General features: G+C 65.1%; 11 protein-coding genes, 1 tRNA gene and 2 pseudogenes. 7 read left to right on the top strand and 7 right to left on the bottom strand.

The features are described 5' to 3' along the window. Positions 1-160: 160 nt before the first annotated feature. On the bottom strand, positions 161-2230 hold the full coding sequence (locus BPSG_RS02720; RefSeq protein WP_026643402.1) for an LTA synthase family protein: 2070 nt from the start codon (positions 2228-2230) through the stop codon (positions 161-163). 273 nt (positions 2231-2503) lie between these two features. Here BPSG_RS02720 and BPSG_RS02715 point away from each other — a divergent pair, with 273 nt between their 5' ends. Next, complete coding sequence (locus tag BPSG_RS02715) at positions 2504-3919, top strand: alpha/beta hydrolase (RefSeq protein WP_236822934.1); 1416 nt, start codon at positions 2504-2506, stop codon at positions 3917-3919. A gap of 62 nt (positions 3920-3981) precedes the next feature. Continuing rightward, positions 3982-6578, top strand: a pseudogene (locus BPSG_RS08915) (bifunctional lysylphosphatidylglycerol flippase/synthetase MprF). Positions 6579-6580: 2 nt separating this feature from the next. Here the strand turns inward: BPSG_RS08915 and BPSG_RS08810 are convergent. From BPSG_RS08810 to BPSG_RS02690, 4 genes and pseudogenes are all read right to left on the bottom strand, one after another. After that, a pseudogene (locus BPSG_RS08810) lies at positions 6581-6973 on the bottom strand (Fur family transcriptional regulator); the annotation flags it as partial. Between the two features lie 28 nt (positions 6974-7001). Beyond that, a complete protein-coding gene (gene purK, locus BPSG_RS02700; protein ID WP_026643404.1) occupies positions 7002-8165 on the bottom strand; it encodes a 5-(carboxyamino)imidazole ribonucleotide synthase in 1164 nt (387 codons plus the stop codon). Next, the gene (gene purE, locus BPSG_RS02695) at positions 8149-8646 is read right to left on the bottom strand and encodes a 5-(carboxyamino)imidazole ribonucleotide mutase (RefSeq protein WP_022857801.1); all 498 of its coding nucleotides are present in this window, start codon (positions 8644-8646) and stop codon (positions 8149-8151) included. The genes purK and purE overlap by 17 nt, the downstream gene beginning before the upstream one ends. Positions 8647-8751: 105 nt before the next feature. Continuing rightward, positions 8752-9753 carry a zinc-binding dehydrogenase gene (locus tag BPSG_RS02690; protein WP_026643406.1) on the bottom strand — a complete coding sequence of 334 codons (1002 nt, stop codon included), beginning with the start codon at positions 9751-9753 and terminating at the stop codon, positions 8752-8754. 124 nt (positions 9754-9877) lie between these two features. On the opposite strand from BPSG_RS02690, the gene BPSG_RS02685 reads away from it, so the two are divergent. From BPSG_RS02685 to BPSG_RS02665, 5 genes are all read left to right on the top strand, one after another. After that, entirely contained in the window at positions 9878-11728 is a 1851-nt protein-coding gene (locus tag BPSG_RS02685; RefSeq protein ID WP_026643407.1) for a 1-deoxy-D-xylulose-5-phosphate synthase, read from the top strand. 141 nt (positions 11729-11869) lie between these two features. Continuing rightward, the gene (locus tag BPSG_RS08280) at positions 11870-12352 is read left to right on the top strand and encodes a LytTR family DNA-binding domain-containing protein (protein WP_051591966.1); all 483 of its coding nucleotides are present in this window, start codon (positions 11870-11872) and stop codon (positions 12350-12352) included. Positions 12353-12393: 41 nt separating this feature from the next. Further along, positions 12394-12840, top strand: a complete 447-nt coding sequence (locus BPSG_RS02675; protein WP_026643408.1) for a DUF3021 family protein — start codon at positions 12394-12396, stop codon at positions 12838-12840. 46 nt (positions 12841-12886) lie between these two features. Continuing rightward, a tRNA-Arg gene (locus tag BPSG_RS02670) sits at positions 12887-12959 on the top strand. A gap of 60 nt (positions 12960-13019) precedes the next feature. Further along, positions 13020-13559: a YbaK/EbsC family protein gene (locus BPSG_RS02665; protein WP_051591967.1), complete on the top strand. Its 540-nt coding sequence runs from the start codon at positions 13020-13022 to the stop codon at positions 13557-13559. On the opposite strand, the gene BPSG_RS02660 is transcribed toward BPSG_RS02665, so the two are convergent. Further along, positions 13549-14742: an SLC13 family permease gene (locus BPSG_RS02660; RefSeq protein WP_026643409.1), complete on the bottom strand. Its 1194-nt coding sequence runs from the start codon at positions 14740-14742 to the stop codon at positions 13549-13551. The genes BPSG_RS02665 and BPSG_RS02660 overlap by 11 nt on opposite strands. A gap of 161 nt (positions 14743-14903) precedes the next feature. Then, positions 14904-16955, bottom strand: coding sequence for a DNA primase (dnaG, locus tag BPSG_RS02655; protein ID WP_026643410.1), 2052 nt, complete (start codon positions 16953-16955; stop codon positions 14904-14906). Positions 16956-16989: the final 34 nt, after the last annotated feature.

The following is a 16989-nucleotide window of genomic DNA, read 5'->3' as shown; positions in this document are numbered from 1 at the left end:
ACCATGTCATCAAAAACGCTAGTAAAACGTTTTATCAATGTCTAGAATAGCCATATCACGCAAAAATCCTCTGACATTTTACCGAGAGTAAAATGTCAGAGGACTCTGGCCGGCGGCTGCTACCCGGCCATGGCGCGCCGCGAAAAGGCGATTGCTGGCCTTACTTCGGCAGTTCCATGAACTCCATGTCTTTGAGGTAGTTGTTGCCGGCCGTGATGTCGTATTGGATCAGCTTGTAATCCTCGAGCAGCTGCTTCGTGGCCGCATCCATGTCGGCCACGCTCATCGGCTCGCCCTGTTGGTTCAGGTAGATCGCCTGCCCTTCGGGGATGCGGTCCCAACCTTGGATGGTGTTGACGACCGGTGGCTCCATGGCGGCGATATGCCCGTGCATGTCGGTCAGGAACGCCAGATAGGGGCTCACTTTCGCGTCCATCTGTTCGGCGGCCTGCGCGATGAAGAAGTTAGGTGAGGTGTAGGCGCTGTCGTCGAGCTTGGTGCCCTGCACTTCGCTCGCCTGGTTCGACCAGATGAAGTAGTCGGTCAGGTGCAGTGCGATCGAGTTCTTCTCGTCGGCCCCGGCGGTCTTGTAGATGCCGGGCAGATGGTCGCCGTAGAACACGACGGTAATCGGCTTGTCGATCGCATCGAGCTCTTCGAGGAACTTCTTGGTGGCTTCGTCGGTCAGCTCCATGCCCTTGGCGTAGGTGCGGATCGATTCCTTCTCCTTGTCGGTGAGCGGGTGCTCGGCGCCGGCGGAGTCGCTCACCGTGAACTCGTTGTTCTTGTACCAGTCGTTGTATGGCATGTGGTTCTGCATCGTGATGACCTGCAGGAACTGGTTGTCCTCGGTCTTCTTGATCTCCTCGACCGTGCTTTGGTAGGTCGCCTCGTCGGAGACGTACGGCGAATTGTCGATCTTGTCCTGATGCGCGATGATGTCGTCGCCCTTGAGCGCGTAGAAGTGCGAGAAGCCAAGCTTCTTGTAGTTCGTCTCGCGCGCGTACATGCTCGGCTCGTACGGGTGCAGGCCGATCGAGTATTCGGGCGCGCCCCACAGCTGGTTCACGCTCGGCGCCCAGCACGCCCCGGGCAGCAACTGCTGGTACGGGCTCGTGAGCGAGGAGTCGAAGTTGGCCATGCTCAAGCCGGTGAGCCCCATGTATTCCATGTTCGCGGTGCCGCCGCCGTACCCGGAGCTGAGCATGAGGCCGGACGTGGTCTCACCCTTCACCTGCCGGATGGCGGGCATGGGGTCGGCGTTGAGCTGCACGCCGGGCACGCGTGTGGGGTCGGAGAACGATTCGGACAGCACATACACCACCGTGCTGTCGGTGAGCGAACGCTCACGCGTCTTGTTGATGTCCGCCGCGCTCTTGCGGTAACGTTCCGCGATCTGCCGCATCGTGGCCTCGCTGTAGGTGGTGGGCTCGTCCATGACCTTGGGGTCGATCTGACGCAGGAACGAGACGACCGGGCCGTTGCGCTGCGCGTCGTAGACCGAATCCCACATCGACGGCTTGTCGCCCATGCCGCGTGACACCCGGTAGCCCCACGAGTCCACGGTGCCCACACTGCCCACATACAGGGCGATCGCGAGCGCGGGCAGCACAGTGAACAGCACGCGCAGGCCCGCGCCAAGTGACTTGTTGCCGCCACGGATCATCGAGCCATGCCTTCCGTCGAAGTGCGCGCAGACGATCGACAGGGCAACCGCCAGCACGCACACGCCCACCGCCATGCCGATGACCGCGGGCGCCTCGGGCGGCAGGAAGCTCATCACGTCGCCGGTGTTGCCTTTGAGGAAGTTCAGGTCGGAGGGCAGGATCACCTCGTAGCGCGCGCTGATCTTGAGCTTCTCGATGGCTGCGATGACCGCGGCGAGGCACAGCAGTATCGGTGAGGCCACCCAGAACCGGTTGCTCACCATGAGCAGAATCAGATACACGAGTCCGATGGCGAGCATGTTGAGCAGAAGCACGAAGTTGCCCTGGCCCATTTTGCCGATCATCGTGCCGAGGCTGTCGAGCGAGCTGGACAGCTGCACGCGCGTCGACGACTGTGTGACGCCATACTGCAGGATCGCGAGAGCGAGGAAGTCGACGACGATGAACACGACCGCGTACAGCCAGCTGGGCCAAGCGCGGTGTCTGGGCTTCGGTGCCTTCGTGGGGTCGACGGTGGTGATGCGCAGTTCCTCCACGTCTGTGGTGGCCGCCGCCGCTGGCATGGACGGGCTGGATGCCGGTGTGGTGTCTTGTGATGGATCATTCAACGCATGGGGTTCGTTGTGCACGATGTGAGTCGCTCCAAATCCGTGAACGGCAATGGTATGCGGGTGCCGTTAGTCATGTGTATGTTTGTGTGTCGTCGCCCCATTTTCCTCCACCAAGCTGACAATCGGCTTAGCTCATGGAAATACCGGCGCTGGGCCATCGTCGCGGCCATGTTCGCGCTGCGCGGTACCCCGCGTCGCGGTGACGCCGTTTGTGCGACTATCGAAGTGCATGCAGGGAAGAAGGCAGGAGCGAACACGGTGCAGGCCACAGGCTGGGACGCGGTATACCAGACCCGTATCACCCACGGGTGGCTCCCCTATGCCGTGTGGGCGATGCTCGGTGTGGGGCTTGTGGTGCTCGCCGCCGCGCAGATCGCCGCCGGCAAGCGCCGCAACGTGGTCAAACAGGCGGTGGCCGCGCTCGTCTGCGCGTGTGCGGGCGGCGCCATCACGTGGTTCATCTCCGACGGCATTGTGCTGTTCGGTGTGGAGCTCGGCTGGGAGGTGATCGGGGCCGCAGCCAGCGGGTTCTTTCTGGCCGGCGCGTTCATCGCCGCCGCGGTGATGACGCGCGGGTGGAAGCGCGTGCTCGCGATCGCCATGGTGCCACTCACTGTGCTCGGTGCGGGATTGCGCATCAACGCGATCTACGGTGAATTCCAGACCGTGGGCAGTCTTGTGGATTACTCCCCGTATCCGCCGCTCGAGTCGGCGCATGTCTCACGCGCCACGGTCAGCGTGGCGCAATGGAACGCCCAGGTGCGCTCCGGATCGGTGCGCCCGGAGACGGAAGGCAAGCTGTTCAACGCCACGATTCCCGCCACGCGCTCGGGGTTCCGGGCGCGCCACGCCGTCGTCTGGCTGCCGCCGGCGGCGCTCGCGGCCCATCCGCCCGTGCTGCCCGTGCTCGTCATGCTTTCGGGTCAACCCGGCAGCCCCTCGCGCTTCTTCGGCGCGAGCAATGCGGTCGCAGTACTGACGCGATATGCACGTGAGCACAACGGGTTGGCGCCGATTGTGGTCTCGCCGGACCAGAACACAGGCATGATGACCAACAGCCTGTGCGCCGACACCACCAAAGTGGGCAAGGCGCAGACCTATCTGACCCAGGATGTGCCCGATTGGATCCGAGCCACCCTGCCGGTGAGCGGCGATGCGACCGACTGGGTGATCGGCGGATTCTCGCAAGGCGCCACATGCTCCACACAGCTGGCGCCGAACTTCCCTGCGGTCTACGGCAACGTGCTCGCGGTGGACGGCGAACTCGCCCCCACCGCCGGCAGCAGACAATCAATGATCAGCGACTACTTCGGTGGTGACGAAGCCGCATACGACAGGCAGGTGCCAGTGAACGCGATCAAGGCGCACGCGCCGTCACGCCAGGTCATGGTCCTCGGCGCGGGTGCGCGTGATCACACGTCGTTGGCCAATGTGGTCACGATCGGCGAGGCGGCGCGCGAGGCGTGCTGGACCGTGCACATGGTCAAGGCCACCGGCAGCGGGCATGATTGGCGCGCCGTCAACGCCACGTTCGCGGTGGCGCTCCCCTGGCTGTGCGATCGCATGGGTCTGAGCACCACGCCCGCTGCATTCGAAGACTATGCACACGACCACGCACAGAAAGTTGAGGTACTCCAGTGAATGCCAACCAATCATCCAAGGCACGGCCACAACGCCGTGCCGGCAGCGGCGTCGGCGCGCAGCTGCTCGCCGACCTGCGCCAATGGGTGCATGAGCAGCGGTTCGCGCTCTGGGTCACCGCCGGGTTCGTGGCCATCAACCTGTGCTGGTGGCTGTTCTACGCGGTACAGCACAAGAGCCTGCCCTATGCCGAGCTGAGCACCACGCTGGGGGCGTTCGACCTGGCGCGCCTGCTCCCCTCGCTCGTGTTGACGCGCGGGGTGCTCCAGCTCATCGTCGAGGCGGTGCTCATCCTATGCGTACTGTGTGTGGCCGAGCCGCGCATGGGCGCCATGCGCACAACGCTCGTCTCGTTGGGCAGCGCGATCATTGGCATCGGCGGCGGCCTGCTGTTGTGCGCGGGCATCAGCACCCTGTTCGGCGACCGCGCGCTGACCTCGCAGATCGTGTTCTCGTTGAGCCCGGTGACACTGGTGACAGGCGCGCTGATGGCCTCCACCGCGTTCTCTTACGCGCTGTGGTGCCACCGCGTGCGCCTCATCGGCTACACCGCCGTGCTCGTGGTGATCCTGTACGGAGGCAATCCCGGCGACTACTGCACGCTCATCGCCGCCGTGGCCGGCCAGCTAATCGGCACGGCGATCGCCGGGCGCCCGCATGAATCCGAACGGTGGCATTGGCAGTACAGTTCGTCGCGCGAAAAAAGGCGCATCTTGGGTGCGATCGGCTTTGTGCTCGCACTCGGGCCGGTCGTCACCGCCACTTCGCGCATCCATGCCGGCCCGCTCACCTCGCTCGCGTGGATCATGGGCCCGGGGTCGGCGCATTCCAGCCGCCTCGCGGCATGCCTCAACGGCGGGGCCTCACTCGGCTGCTTCCAGCAGAACTCGTTCACCGCGGGCCTGTTCCCCGGCGACGTGGTGCGGTCGGTGCTGTGCGTCCTCGTCATGCTCACGCTCGCCTGGGGCGTCATGTTGGGCAGGCGCGCCGCCGCGGTGGCGAACATTGTCTTCTATGCGCTGACCGCGCTCACCGCCGTGGTCTATTACCTAATCGTGCCGATCCGCAGTTTCTTCACACCGGTCGATGGCAATGCGTCGGCTGCGCTGCCGCCGGGCACGCTGCTCACATGCGCGGTCAGTGTGCTCGTGCCGCTGATCTACGCGATTGCCCTCGGCGTGGCGTTGCGCAATTTCTCGGTGCGCACCCACCGCCGCACGCTGAGCTTGAGCGTCACGGTGCTCATTGTGACGCTGCTCGTGTGCCTGACCGTCTATCTGGTGTTCGGCTTCACGCACGCGCAGGACTTCGTGCCGCACCCTGACGCGCGCATGCTGTTCGAGGACCTGCCGGCGCGTCTGCTGCCGGCGGGCTATCTTGCGGCCACCTCACTGACCTTCGCGCCGGCCACGGCGCTCGCCTCGGTGATCTACCAAGGGGTGGGCATGGTGTTCTGGCTCGTATTGCTCGTGGTCTCGCTCGCATGGCTGCACTCGTCGATCGACTACGACCACGCGGCGCACGAACAGGCCGAGACGCTTGTGGAGCATGGCGGCGAATCGATGAGTTTCATGGCCACGTGGGAAGGCAACGAATACTGGCTTTCCCCAACCGGCCGTTCAGCGGTGGCCTACCGTGTGCTCAACCACATCGCGCTCACCACGACCGGCCCGTTCGGCGACCCGGAAGGATGGTTCAGCGATCTGGACGATTTCTCGCGCTTCTGCAGCGACCATACGTGGGCGCCGGTGTTCTACGCGGTGCATGAAGAGCAGAAGGACTACCTGCAGGAGCAGGGCTGGCATTCGATCATGGTGGGCGAAGAGATGCTCATCGACCCGCAGGCGTGGAAGACGACCGGCAAGAAGTGGCAGGATGTGCGCACCGCCATCAACAAGGCGAAGCGCGAAGGCATCGTCGATGTGATGACCACGTTCGACGAGGCGCCGGCTGACGTGCAGTCGCAGATCGAGGGCATTTCCGAACAGTGGTCGCAGGGCAAGGCGCTGCCTGAGATGAAGTTCACGCTCGGCGGCGTGGAGGAATTGAAGGACCCCCGTGTCAAGATCCTCTACGCGATCGACGGCGACGGTGTGGTGCAGGCCGTCACGAGTTGGCTGCCCACGTGGCGCGGCGGCCATGTGATCGGTTGGACGCTCGACTTCATGCGCTACAACCATGGCAGCTACAACGGCATCATGGAGTTCCTCATCGCGCGTATGGCCCAGCGCATGCACGATTGGGGGGAAGCGCACCCGGACGAGCAGGTGCGGTTCGTCAGCCTATCGGCGGCGCCACTCAGCGGCCTGCAGCATTCGTCGGACGCCACGAGCGACGACACGTCGAACATCGACGGCACCACGGTGCTGCAGCATTCGCTCGCACTTGTGGCCGACCTGCTGGAGCCGGCGTACGGGTTCAAGTCGCTGTACCGGTTCAAGCTCAAGTTCCAGCCGATCCAACGGCCGGTGTACATCTGCTACCGCGATTCGGCGTTGCTGCCGAACCTGGCGATCGCGATCATCCGCGCTACCTACCATCGCTCACGTTCCGCGAGGCGCTCGGCATGCTTTCGTCGTTCAAGCCGAAGGACGACGCCTCCGCATCGACCGCTGCGCCGGCATCCGCGTCGTCGACTGCGTCCACGCCGTCCGACTGAGCGCGGGCGGCGCGGCACTGCGCGCACAGCCCGAACACCTCGAGTGTGTGCGATTCGACCGTGAACCCGTGCTCCTCGGCGATCGAACGCAGCCACGTCTCGCTCGGCGGGTCGATTTGCACGGTCCTGCCGCACGCGACGCAGACCAGATGGTGGTGGTGGCGTTCATCGCCGCATAGGCGGAACATCTGCTGGCCGTTCATACGTACGGTGTCCGCCTGACCGCTGTCGGCCATCGCATTGAGACGGCGGTAGACGGTGGCGAGTGAGATATGCTCGCCACCGTCCACAAGCCGTTGGTGAAGCGCTTGCGCCGAAATGAACACGTCGCACGCCCCCAACGCCTCACGGATGACGTCTTTCTGTCGTGTGTTGCGCCCACTCTGTGCGGCCACGGTGCTCCTTTCCGTTGTGTCGGCGCCGCTACTGACCGCTTTCGCCGCTCCAGCAGCCGGTGGCCTCAAGGTCGGCCGCCGTGCGTGCGGGGTCGTCGGTCAGCACGGTGATGTGCCCCATCTTACGGTTGTGTTTGACCTGCGCCTTGCCGTAATCGTGCATATGCCACTCGGGGTGGTTGGCGCGTGCGGCGCGCGTGGGCGCCACATGCTGCCCGAGCACATTGACCATGACGGCCGGGCTCAGCAGGCGCGGCTGCTCAAGCGGCCAGCCGGCGATGCCGCGGATATGCGTGTCGAACTGGTCGGACGAGCACGCCTCGATCGTGTAGTGGCCCGAATTGTGCGGGCGCGGCGCCAGTTCGTTCACCAGCACGCCGCCGTCGTTTGTCACGAACAGCTCGATTGCGAGCGTGCCGGCGAGCCTGAACCCGCGCGCCAGCTCGATGGCGAGCGCGCGTGCGGATTCCTCGAGCGCCGTGCCGACCTCGGCCGGCGCGAGCGTCATGTGCAGGATGTTGTTGCGGTGAATGTTGCGCACCACCGGGAACGTGACGTAATGCTCGCCGTCGCCCGACACTAGGATCGACGCCTCGTACGCGAAATCGACGAACCCCTCGAGAATCGCCTGCGGGAATTCGTCGGCGGCCCACACCTGCGCAAGGTCGTCCTCGCTGTGCAGCACGATCTGCCCGTGGCCGTCATAGCCGCCTTCGCTCGTCTTGAGCACGGCCGGGTAGCCGATCTCGGCGAGCGCCGAGTCGAGCTCATCGCGCGACTGCACGGCGCGCCATGGCGCGGTGCCGATGCCATGGTCGTTGATGAACGTCTTTTCGGCGATGCGGTTCTGCGTCACGCGCAACAGGTCGGTGCCCTGGGGGATCGCCACACGGTCGCGCACTGCATCGAGCGCGTCGGCGTCGACATTCTCGAATTCATACGTCAACACGTCGCTGTGGTCGGCGAGCGCGCGGATCGCCGCGGTGTCGTCGTAGTCTGCCACGATCTGGAAGTCTGCCACCTGCGCGGTGGGGCAATCGTCGGTCGGGTCGAGCACGCCCACGCGGAACCCCATGTATTTGGCGCTCAGCGCCATCATGCGGCCGAGCTGGCCGCCGCCCACAATGCCGATTGTCATGCCCGGCTCGAGGGCGGCGAGCGCGCCGTTGGTTTCGTCAGACAAGCTTGGCATTGGATTCATCCACCTTCTGCTTGAGGTCGTCGCGGTACTCCTGCAATTCGTTCGCGAGGCGCTCGTCGGTCATGCTCAGCATGCTGATGGCGAGCAGGCCCGCGTTCGTGGCGCCGGATTTGCCGATCGCCGTGGTGGCCACGGGAATGCCACCAGGCATCTGCACAATCGACAGCAGCGAATCCCAGCCCGACAGCGCATGGGACTGCACCGGCACGCCGATGACGGGCAGCGTGGTCTGCGCGGCGACCATGCCGGGCAGGTGCGCGGCCCCGCCGGCGCCGGCGATGATGACCTTGATGCCGTTGGCGCGCGCGTTGTGCGCGAATTCGCCCATGAGCTCCGGGGTGCGGTGCGCCGAGATGACCTGCTTCATGTACGGCACCGTGAACTGGTCGAGCATGGCGCATGCGTGCTTCATCGTGTCCCAATCGCTGGCCGATCCCATGATCACGGCCACTTGCGGAGTACTGGCTGTCATTTGCTTCCTTACGCGAGAAGGTGTGGTGTGTACGCCACTACTGTACGCCACGCGGCGGGCGCAGACGGGCACGCATGGCGGCCCATCTCAGATATTGGCGCGGCGTCAGGCGAAGGTGAGCGCCACCTTGCCGAACACGTCGCCGGCGATCACGCGTCCGAAGGCGGCACGTGCGTCGGCCGCGGCGTATACGGCGTCGATCGGCGGATGCAGGTCGGCGTGTTCCACGAAGCGCAGCAGGCGTGCGAAGTCCTCACGTGAGCCCATCGTGTTGCCTTGGATGCGGATGTCCTGGAAGAACACACGCGTGAGCTCCGCGCCCGGCTGGTCGCCGCTTGTGGCGCCGCATGTGACGACGGTGCCGCCGGGACGCACCGATTTGATCGAATGGCTCCATGTACCCGAGCCGACCGAGTCGAGCACGGCGTCCACTTTGTGCGGTAGACGCACGCCGGGTTCGAACGTGGCGTGCGCGCCCAGTGCGGCCGCGCGGCCGCGTTTGGCGGCGCTGCGCGAGGTGACGAACACCTCGAGGCCCGCGGCGCGCGCCAGCATCGTCGCCGCGGTGGAAACACCGCCGCCGGCGCCTTGGATCAGCACACTGTCGCCGGGCTGCACCTGTGCGCCGCGCTCTCGCGAGAACAGCATCGAGTAAGCCGTGAGCCAACTAGTGCCGAGCGCGGCCGCCTCTTCGGCGCTCAGGTTGGCCGGTTTTGCAAACAGGTTCGCCGCGGGCACCTGTGTGGCGGTGGCCATCGTGCCCGGGTAGCGTTCCGACAGGATGCTGCGTCGTTCGCCCGGCAGCACGCCGGCGCCGTCGGACCCGACGACGGTGTATGCCACGACCTCGCTGCCGGCATGCAGCCCCGTGGCCCCCACCGGCTCTTCGGGCAGCACACCGCACACGTCGGTGCCGAGGATCATCGGCGTCTGCGTGGCGGAAAGCCCCACGCCCTTGAGCGACCATATGTCGTGGTGGTTCACCGTGGTCGCATGCACGGCGATACGCGCCCAGCCTGCGGGCAGCTCCATTGGCGGCACATCGCCGACTTCGAGTGCGGCGAGCGGGTCGGAGGCATTGACGGATGCGGCATATACGGCTTGCATGATGGTCCCCTATCTTGTGTGGGTGCCCTTGTTTTACACCTTTGTGAGCATAATCGCTCATCACACTATAATATGGACACGCAAAGGACCCCACGCGGGAACCGGGAAGGACGTGGATAAGGCGATGACCTGCGACATTTTGGCTACCCTGCATTCCCCCGCGGACGTGCAACGGCTTGACGATCGCCAGCTTGACGAGTGTTGCGCACAGATCCGCGAAACGCTTGTGGAGTTCGGCAAGCGGGCGGGCGGCCATATCGGTTCCAATCTCGGTCTGGTGGAGACAAGCGTGGCGCTGCATGTGGTGTTCGACTCCCCGCTCGACAAGATCGTCTTCGATGTCTCGCACCAAAGCTACGTGCACAAGATGCTCACCGGCCGCGCCGAAGCGTTCCTCAACGCCGAACTGTTCGGCTCGGTCACCGGCTTCACCAACCCGGCCGAATCCGAACACGACCATTTCGTGCTCGGCCACACCGGCACATCCATCTCGCTGGCATGCGGCCTTGCCAAGGAACGCGACATGGTGGCCACCACCGGCGCCGTGCCGCAGACACGCAACGTGATCGCCGTGATCGGCGACGGCGCGCTCAGCTCGGCCATCGCGTTCGAGGGGCTCAACAACGCCGCCGAGCAGGGCGGCAACCTCATCATCATCGTCAATGACAACGAGATGTCGATCGCCGAGAACCATGGCGGCATGTATGCGACGCTCGCCGAGATGCGCGCGTCCCACGGCCGCAGCGACCGCAACCTGTTCACCGTGTTCGGCCTCGACTACCGCTATGTGGAGCATGGCAACGACGTGCACACCATGATTGAGGCATTGCGCGAGGTCAAAGACATCGACCACCCGGTCGTGCTGCATGTGCACACCACCAAGGGCCTGGGGCTCGACGCCGAGGACGCGCGCCATGGCGTGCGCGCGGGCCGGTGCGAAGAGAACCATTGGCAGAACCCGCTCGCGCAGGAAGACACCCCGCTCGGCGCACGCAAATACTACGGTGCGCTCGCCATGGATGCACTCGCCGCGCGCTTCGAGCACGAACCCGGGCTCATCGTCATCTCGCCGGCCACTCCTGGATCGAACGGCATCACCCACGCGTTCCGCGCACAGGCGGGTCCGCATTATGTAGACACCGGCATCACCGAAGAGCACGCGGTGGCGTTCGCCTCCGGCATCGCCAAAGCCGGCGGCCGGCCCGTGGTGGCCACATCCGCCACGTTCTTCCAGCGCACGTTCGACCAAGTGCAGCAGGAGGTGGCGCTCAACGGCACCCCGGTGACGCTCCTCTCGTTCGGCGCCGGCCTGAGCGACGCCGACAACACCCATTCCGGTGCATTCGACGTGCCGTTCTTCGGCAACATCCCCGGTCTGCTGTGTCTGGCGCCCACCTCACGGCAGATGTTCCTTGACATGCTCGCTTGGTCCACGAGCGAACGCAACAGCCATCCGGTGCTGATCCGCGTGCCCGGCAACCAGATCTTGGGCGGCGAGCGCTCCGGCACCCTCGACCCCGACGCCACGGTCGAACCGCAGGCCACCGATGCGAACAACCCGTGGTGCGGCTACCACGTGGCCGAAGCGGGCGACACGGTGGCGGTGCTTGGCTTGGGCAACGCCTATCCCCTCGCGCGCGATGTGGTGCACGTGCTCGCGAGCGACGACACCGACCCTGTGCACGCCACACTCATCGACCCGCTGCAGTTCTCCACGCTCGACGAGACCACTCTGCGCGCGCTCGCGAGCGACCACACGCTTGTGGTCACGCTCGAAGACGCGCAGCTGGAAGGTGGCTGGGGTGAGAAAATCACCGCGTTCTACGCGAACATGATGCCCGGATCGGGCATGCGCACGCTCAATTTCGGCGCGGACAAGGCGTTCACCGACCGCACGCCGCTCGCCACACTCAACAGCCGATATGGGCTGACGTGCGAAGCGGTCACCGCGCGCATCCGCAGCGTGCTGCGCTGAACCGCATACCCGCACTTCAAGTGCACTCCCCTACCGCTTACCGCGCCAAACCGACCGCTTGCCGGCACGCGCGCGGGTCGCAACGCGCCACGGCGGTAGATTGGCTCTTGCCGAGGCATAGCCCGCAAGAGAGGAGGAATCGTGCGAGTCGAACTGTCGATCAGGCCCACGATTGAGGCCGACCACGCGCGCATCAGCGCCCGCGCGCTCACCGAGGAACTGCAGCAAGCGGTCGACGCGCTCGCCGGCATCGGCGGCGATTCTACCGTCGTGGAACTGCAGCCGGGCCCGCGCAACGCCGTTGTCGGCACGCGCGGCCGCAGCATCGTCGTGGTGCCGGTGGCCGACGTGTACATCGCGCACATGGACGGCGGTCACGTGCAGCTCATCACAGCCAAAGGCGAACTGCGGTCGAACAACCGGCTCTACGAATTGGAATCCACGCTCGGCGAGGGGTTCGTGCGCATCAGCAAATCCGCGATCGTGAACATCGACGCGATCGACCGCATCGAACCGGGGTTCGGCGGCGCGCTCAGCGTGCAGATGGTCGACGGGTCGGTGGAATGGATCTCGCGGCGTTTTCTGGGCGCGTTCAAACAGGCGATCGGCATGGGGCGCGCATGACGGGCGCGCACCACCTTCCCCACTGCATCTAAGGAGTCATCATGAATCACACCATTGGCAAGACGATGGCTGTCTACACGGCCACAGGCATCGGCATCGCGGCGTTCCTCGCCATGGCGTTCTCCGCTGTGGCCGGTCTGGCGATGGGCGGTGAGACGGGCGCGATGCTCGTCAAGCAGTTCGGCGTCGTGCTGTTGTGCGGCATCGGCTACGGTGCGCCTGCGGTGGTCTGGACCAACGACCGGCTCGCCACATGGGCCAAGGCGCTGATCGCACTGGTGCCCGGCACGCTGCTGTACACGGCGGCGGCATGGTGGATGGGCTGGATTCCACGGCAATATGGCGCTTCCGCCGTGGTCTGGTCCATCGTGGCCATGCTTGCCTGCACCGCCGTCATCAGCGCGATCTGTGGGTTCGTGTTCCGTGGCAATGTGCGCAAGATGAACGCGCAGCTCAAACGCCGGCAGGCGCGCCGCGACGGCCGCTGAACCGGGTGCGGCGCGTCCAACGAGCCTAGTAGCGTAGCTATACGTTGCCTCCATAGCTCAATGGATAGAGCGTCGGCCTTCTAATCCGCAGGTTGCCGGTTCGAGTCCGGCTGGAGGCACCCGTGCCCAAGGCCCGGCCCGCACCCAAGGCGGGCCGGGCCTTGGCTATGATGGCGGGTATGGACGCATCGAACGACCACAGCCACACTGATTATGCGGCGTTCGTCGAGGGCCTCGACGTGCCGTGTCGCACGGTGGAGCATGCGCCGCTGTTCACCGTGCAAGACGGCATTGATCACGGCGTTGCGGAACTCATGGGCGTGCCGCCCGAGCACCTCGTGAAGAACCTGTTGCTGCGCGACACCCATGGCGACCTGTATCTTGTGGTGGCGTTCGGCGACACGAGGCTCGACCTCAAAGGGCTCGCCCGCGCACTCGGCTCCACACGACTGAGCTTCGCGCCGGCCGAGACGATGCGCGAGACGCTCGGCGCCGACCCGGGCTGTGCATCGATGCTCGGCCTGCTCCACAATCCCCACGCCCAGTCGATCCACCTGGTCATCGACGAGGCGGTCGCCGGAGTACAGGGTGATATCGGGTTCGCCGCCGGAGGCAACACGCGCACGGTGCTCTTCCCTGCGGCGGCACTGCCCACCGTGGCCAAGGCGCTGTCCCCGCAGGACGGGCCGCGCGTGCTGGCGCTGCCGGCTATTCGATGATGACGGCCAGACCGTACATCAACAGCAGGAACATCACGCTGACCGCCGTGTACACGCCAAGGTAGCGCCCCTTCTGCCGCGGGTATTGGCGCGTGTAGTTCTTGTAGGTGATCAACGAGGCCATCGAGGCGATCAGCGTGCCCATGCCGCCGATGTTGGTGCCGATGATCAGCGGCACCCACTGGTCGCAGAAACCGGAGAGCAACAGGCTCGCCGGCACGTTGCTGATGATCTGGCTTGAGATGATGGAGACTTCGAGCGGATGCTGGCCCACGAACGCCTGCGCGATACCCGCAAACTCCGGCACACGCTTCATGTTGCCGATGAAGACGAAGAACATGATGAAGGTGAGCGGCAGCGCCCAATCGGCATGGCGGAACGACCCGCGGTCGCAGACGACCATCGCCACGAACGTGACCACGCACATGACCCACAGCGGCACCATGTCACTCACCGCAAGCACGCACACCACGAACACGCCCGTGTACACGATCGCCCGCCAGCCACCATAGCCGGCGCCGTAACCGGTCACCTTGATCTCGTCGGGCTGGTGGCGCGCCGGGTCCGGGGCGAGCACGCCGCGTTCGAACCCCTTGCTGTCCATGCCATCGAATTCGGCGATGCGCCGGCCGCGGAACACCACGCAGGTGACGACGACGAGCAGCACGGCCGCAAGAATGGAATACGGCGCCATGATGCGCAGGAAGTGCCCAGTGGACATGCCGGTGAGCGCCTTGAAATACAGGTTGTGCGCGTTGCCGACCGGCGTGAGCATGCTGCCGGTGTTGGCAGCGACCGTCATGAGCGCGCACACGATGATCGCCTTGTCTTCCATATGCGCCATCACCAGCACGGCGAGCGCGAACGGCACGAAGGTGAGCAACGCCACGTCGTTCGTGATGAACATGGCCGAGATGAACGTGAGCGCGATGAACGTGAGCACCACACCGCGCGCCGTGTGCACGCGGTGGAGCAGACTCGACCCGATGATGCGGAACACGCCGATGCGCTGGAACCCGACCACCACAAGCATGAGGCACACGAGCTGCGAGATCGTGCTGACGTGCACATAGCCGCCATACTGCCCGTCGGGCGACACGATGAAACAGGATATTATTGCCAGAAGCGTCGCGACGATCAGAATGGTCTCGCTCCGCAGGAAGGTCAGCACCCGTTGCCGCATTCAGCCTCCAGGAAGAATGTGTAAAACGGTACCATCCTACACGAAAAGCCGCCGTTGCAATGGTTCGGCGTGGTCACCTGTCCGACCGCGCACGCCCATTGCACCCCGTGAGCTCTTGGAATCATTGCCGTTGGTTTCCGACCGTTCGCCCAATGCGCACCCTAGCCGATGTTGCCGCCGAAGATCCGTGATTGCAGGTCCTTGCGTTCCTTTTCGGTCTCGGTGATCACCGAAAGCAGCCTGATCTGCTCCTGCGTGTCCGCCGTGCGCGCCATGCGGTGTTTGGTGGCGTCGATGCGGCGCATGTACCCCACGTCGAGCAGTTTGGCGAGCAGTTGGTTGGCGTACTGCCGCTCTTCGGCGCTCGCCTCGCGCAGCGGCTGCGCGGCCGGAGCGCCGTGCTCGTCGTTGTGCGTGGCGTTGGCCGGCATCAGCAGCGGCAGCGGCATCACCGCGAGTTCGGTGATCGCGGACGAGAGCATGGGACCGCCGGCCTTGGTGAGGTTGTGCAGCCACAGCCCTTGCGAGATCGATTCGACCGGCAGGCCGCCCGCCACTTCGACCGCCTGGAACAGGGTCTGGAACACGGGCGTCTGGAAGCAGTGCACCGTCAGCGCGCGGAACAGCTCGGGGTTGATCGCGCGCGGAATCTGGATCAGCGTGGCCATGAACTGTTGCTCGCAGATGAACACGGGGTCCTGGATGCGGTAGAACGACTGCCGTTGCGCGTTCGCCGCCTCCATGCGGCGCGCCTGTTCGGGTGCGGGCGCACGCTGCTCGCGTTCGCTCTGTTCGTAGCGGCGTTTCGGCGCGTATGCGTCGTCGCCGCGCACACGCAGCTGCCGGCGCGCCGCGCGCACCTCGTGGCGCAGCACGTCGAGCTCCACGCCGATGCGCCGCGCCACCTTGCGCGCGTAGAGGTCCCACAATGATTCGTCGCGGATCTGCGCGATGAGCGGCGCTACCGCCTTGACGGCGCCCATCTGACCGGTGGTGTAGGCGGTGGCGAAGCGGTCGATCGCCGTGTCGATCACGAAGTCGAACAGCGGTTTCGCATTGGCGATGAGCTGGCGCAGCGCGTCGTTGCCGCGTTCGATGCGCAGGTCGCACGGGTCGAGGTTGTCCGGCGCCACGGCCACGAAAGTCTGCGTGAGGAACGACGAGTCGAGGCCGAAGGCGTGCAGCGCGGCCTTCTGACCGGCCGCGTCACCGTCGAAAGTGAAGACGATGCGCGAGCTCAGCTGCTGGCCTTCCACATTGAGCGGGCCGCGCAACTGCACCGCGCCGAGCGAATCGTCGGCGATCAGACGGCGCACGATCTTGGCGTGCTCGTCGCCGAACGCGGTGCCGCATGTGGCGATCGCGGTGTCGACGCCCGCCAAGTGCATGGCCATCACGTCGGTGTAGCCCTCCACGATCACCACCTGGCGTTTGTCCACGATCTGCTTCTTGGCTAGGTCGATGCCGTAGAGCACCTGGTTCTTGTGGTAGAGCTGCGTGTCCGGCGTATTGATGTATTTCGCGTTGATCTGGTCGTCGTCATACAGCTTGCGCGCGCCGAATCCCAAAGTGCGGCCAGTGGAGTCGCGGATCGGCCACGTCACACGCCCGCGGAAATAGTCGTACACGCCCCGCTGGCCTTGGCGGGCCAAACCGGCGTCGAGCATCTCCTGCTGCGTGAACCCCTTGTTGGCCAAGTGGCGCACCAGATTGTCCCATCCGCGCGGCGCGTAGCCGCAGCCGAACCGCGCGCAGTCGGCCTGCGAAAAATCACGGCCGGCGAGCAGTTTGCGGGCGGGCAGCGCCTCGTCGGTCACCAGCTGTGCCACAAAGAACCGCTGGGCCTCCTCGTTCGCCTCAAGCAGGCGCGTGCGCTTGGAGCCTTTGGTTTCGGGCGCATTGCCGGTCTTGTCGTAATGCAGCTCGATGTGGTAGCGGTCGGCGAGCAGCTCCACCGCCTCGCGGAAATCGATGTTCTCCTGCTCTTCGACGTATTTGAACACGTCGCCGCTGCGGCCGCAGCCGAAGCAGTGCCACACGCCCATCGCCGGGCGCACGCTGAAGCTCGGGGTCTTTTCGTCGTGGAACGGGCACAGGCCCACATACGACCCGATGCCGGAGGACTTCAACGCCACGGTGGCGGAGACGATCTCGTGCAAATCGGCCGCGTTGCGTACTTTCTCAATGTCTTCTTTGTGAATCATGCCCGCCATGGTGCACAGCATATCAGGCGCCCCACACGGCACA

This window comes from Bifidobacterium pseudolongum subsp. globosum (assembly GCF_000741295.1).
Taxonomy (GTDB): Bacteria; Actinomycetota; Actinomycetes; order Actinomycetales; family Bifidobacteriaceae; genus Bifidobacterium; species Bifidobacterium globosum.
The sequence above is the reverse complement of the archived record's forward strand: the minus strand, read 5'-3'. Positions and strand labels throughout refer to the sequence as shown.

Excerpts from the sequence above, each read along its gene's own strand:
- BPSG_RS02665 (WP_051591967.1), top strand. The coding sequence starts at position 13,020 with ATGGACGCATCGAACGACCACAGCCACACTGATTATGCGGCGTTCGTC.
- BPSG_RS02675 (WP_026643408.1), top strand. The coding sequence starts at position 12,394 with ATGAATCACACCATTGGCAAGACGATGGCTGTCTACACGGCCACAGGC.
- dnaG (WP_026643410.1), bottom strand. The coding sequence starts at position 16,955 with ATGGCGGGCATGATTCACAAAGAAGACATTGAGAAAGTACGCAACGCG.
- BPSG_RS02685 (WP_026643407.1), top strand. The coding sequence starts at position 9,878 with ATGACCTGCGACATTTTGGCTACCCTGCATTCCCCCGCGGACGTGCAA.
- purE (WP_022857801.1), bottom strand. The coding sequence starts at position 8,646 with ATGACAGCCAGTACTCCGCAAGTGGCCGTGATCATGGGATCGGCCAGC.
- BPSG_RS02660 (WP_026643409.1), bottom strand. The coding sequence starts at position 14,742 with ATGCGGCAACGGGTGCTGACCTTCCTGCGGAGCGAGACCATTCTGATC.
- BPSG_RS02720 (WP_026643402.1), bottom strand. The coding sequence starts at position 2,230 with ATGCCAGCGGCGGCGGCCACCACAGACGTGGAGGAACTGCGCATCACC.
- purK (WP_026643404.1), bottom strand. The coding sequence starts at position 8,165 with ATGCCAAGCTTGTCTGACGAAACCAACGGCGCGCTCGCCGCCCTCGAG.
- BPSG_RS02690 (WP_026643406.1), bottom strand. The coding sequence starts at position 9,753 with ATGCAAGCCGTATATGCCGCATCCGTCAATGCCTCCGACCCGCTCGCC.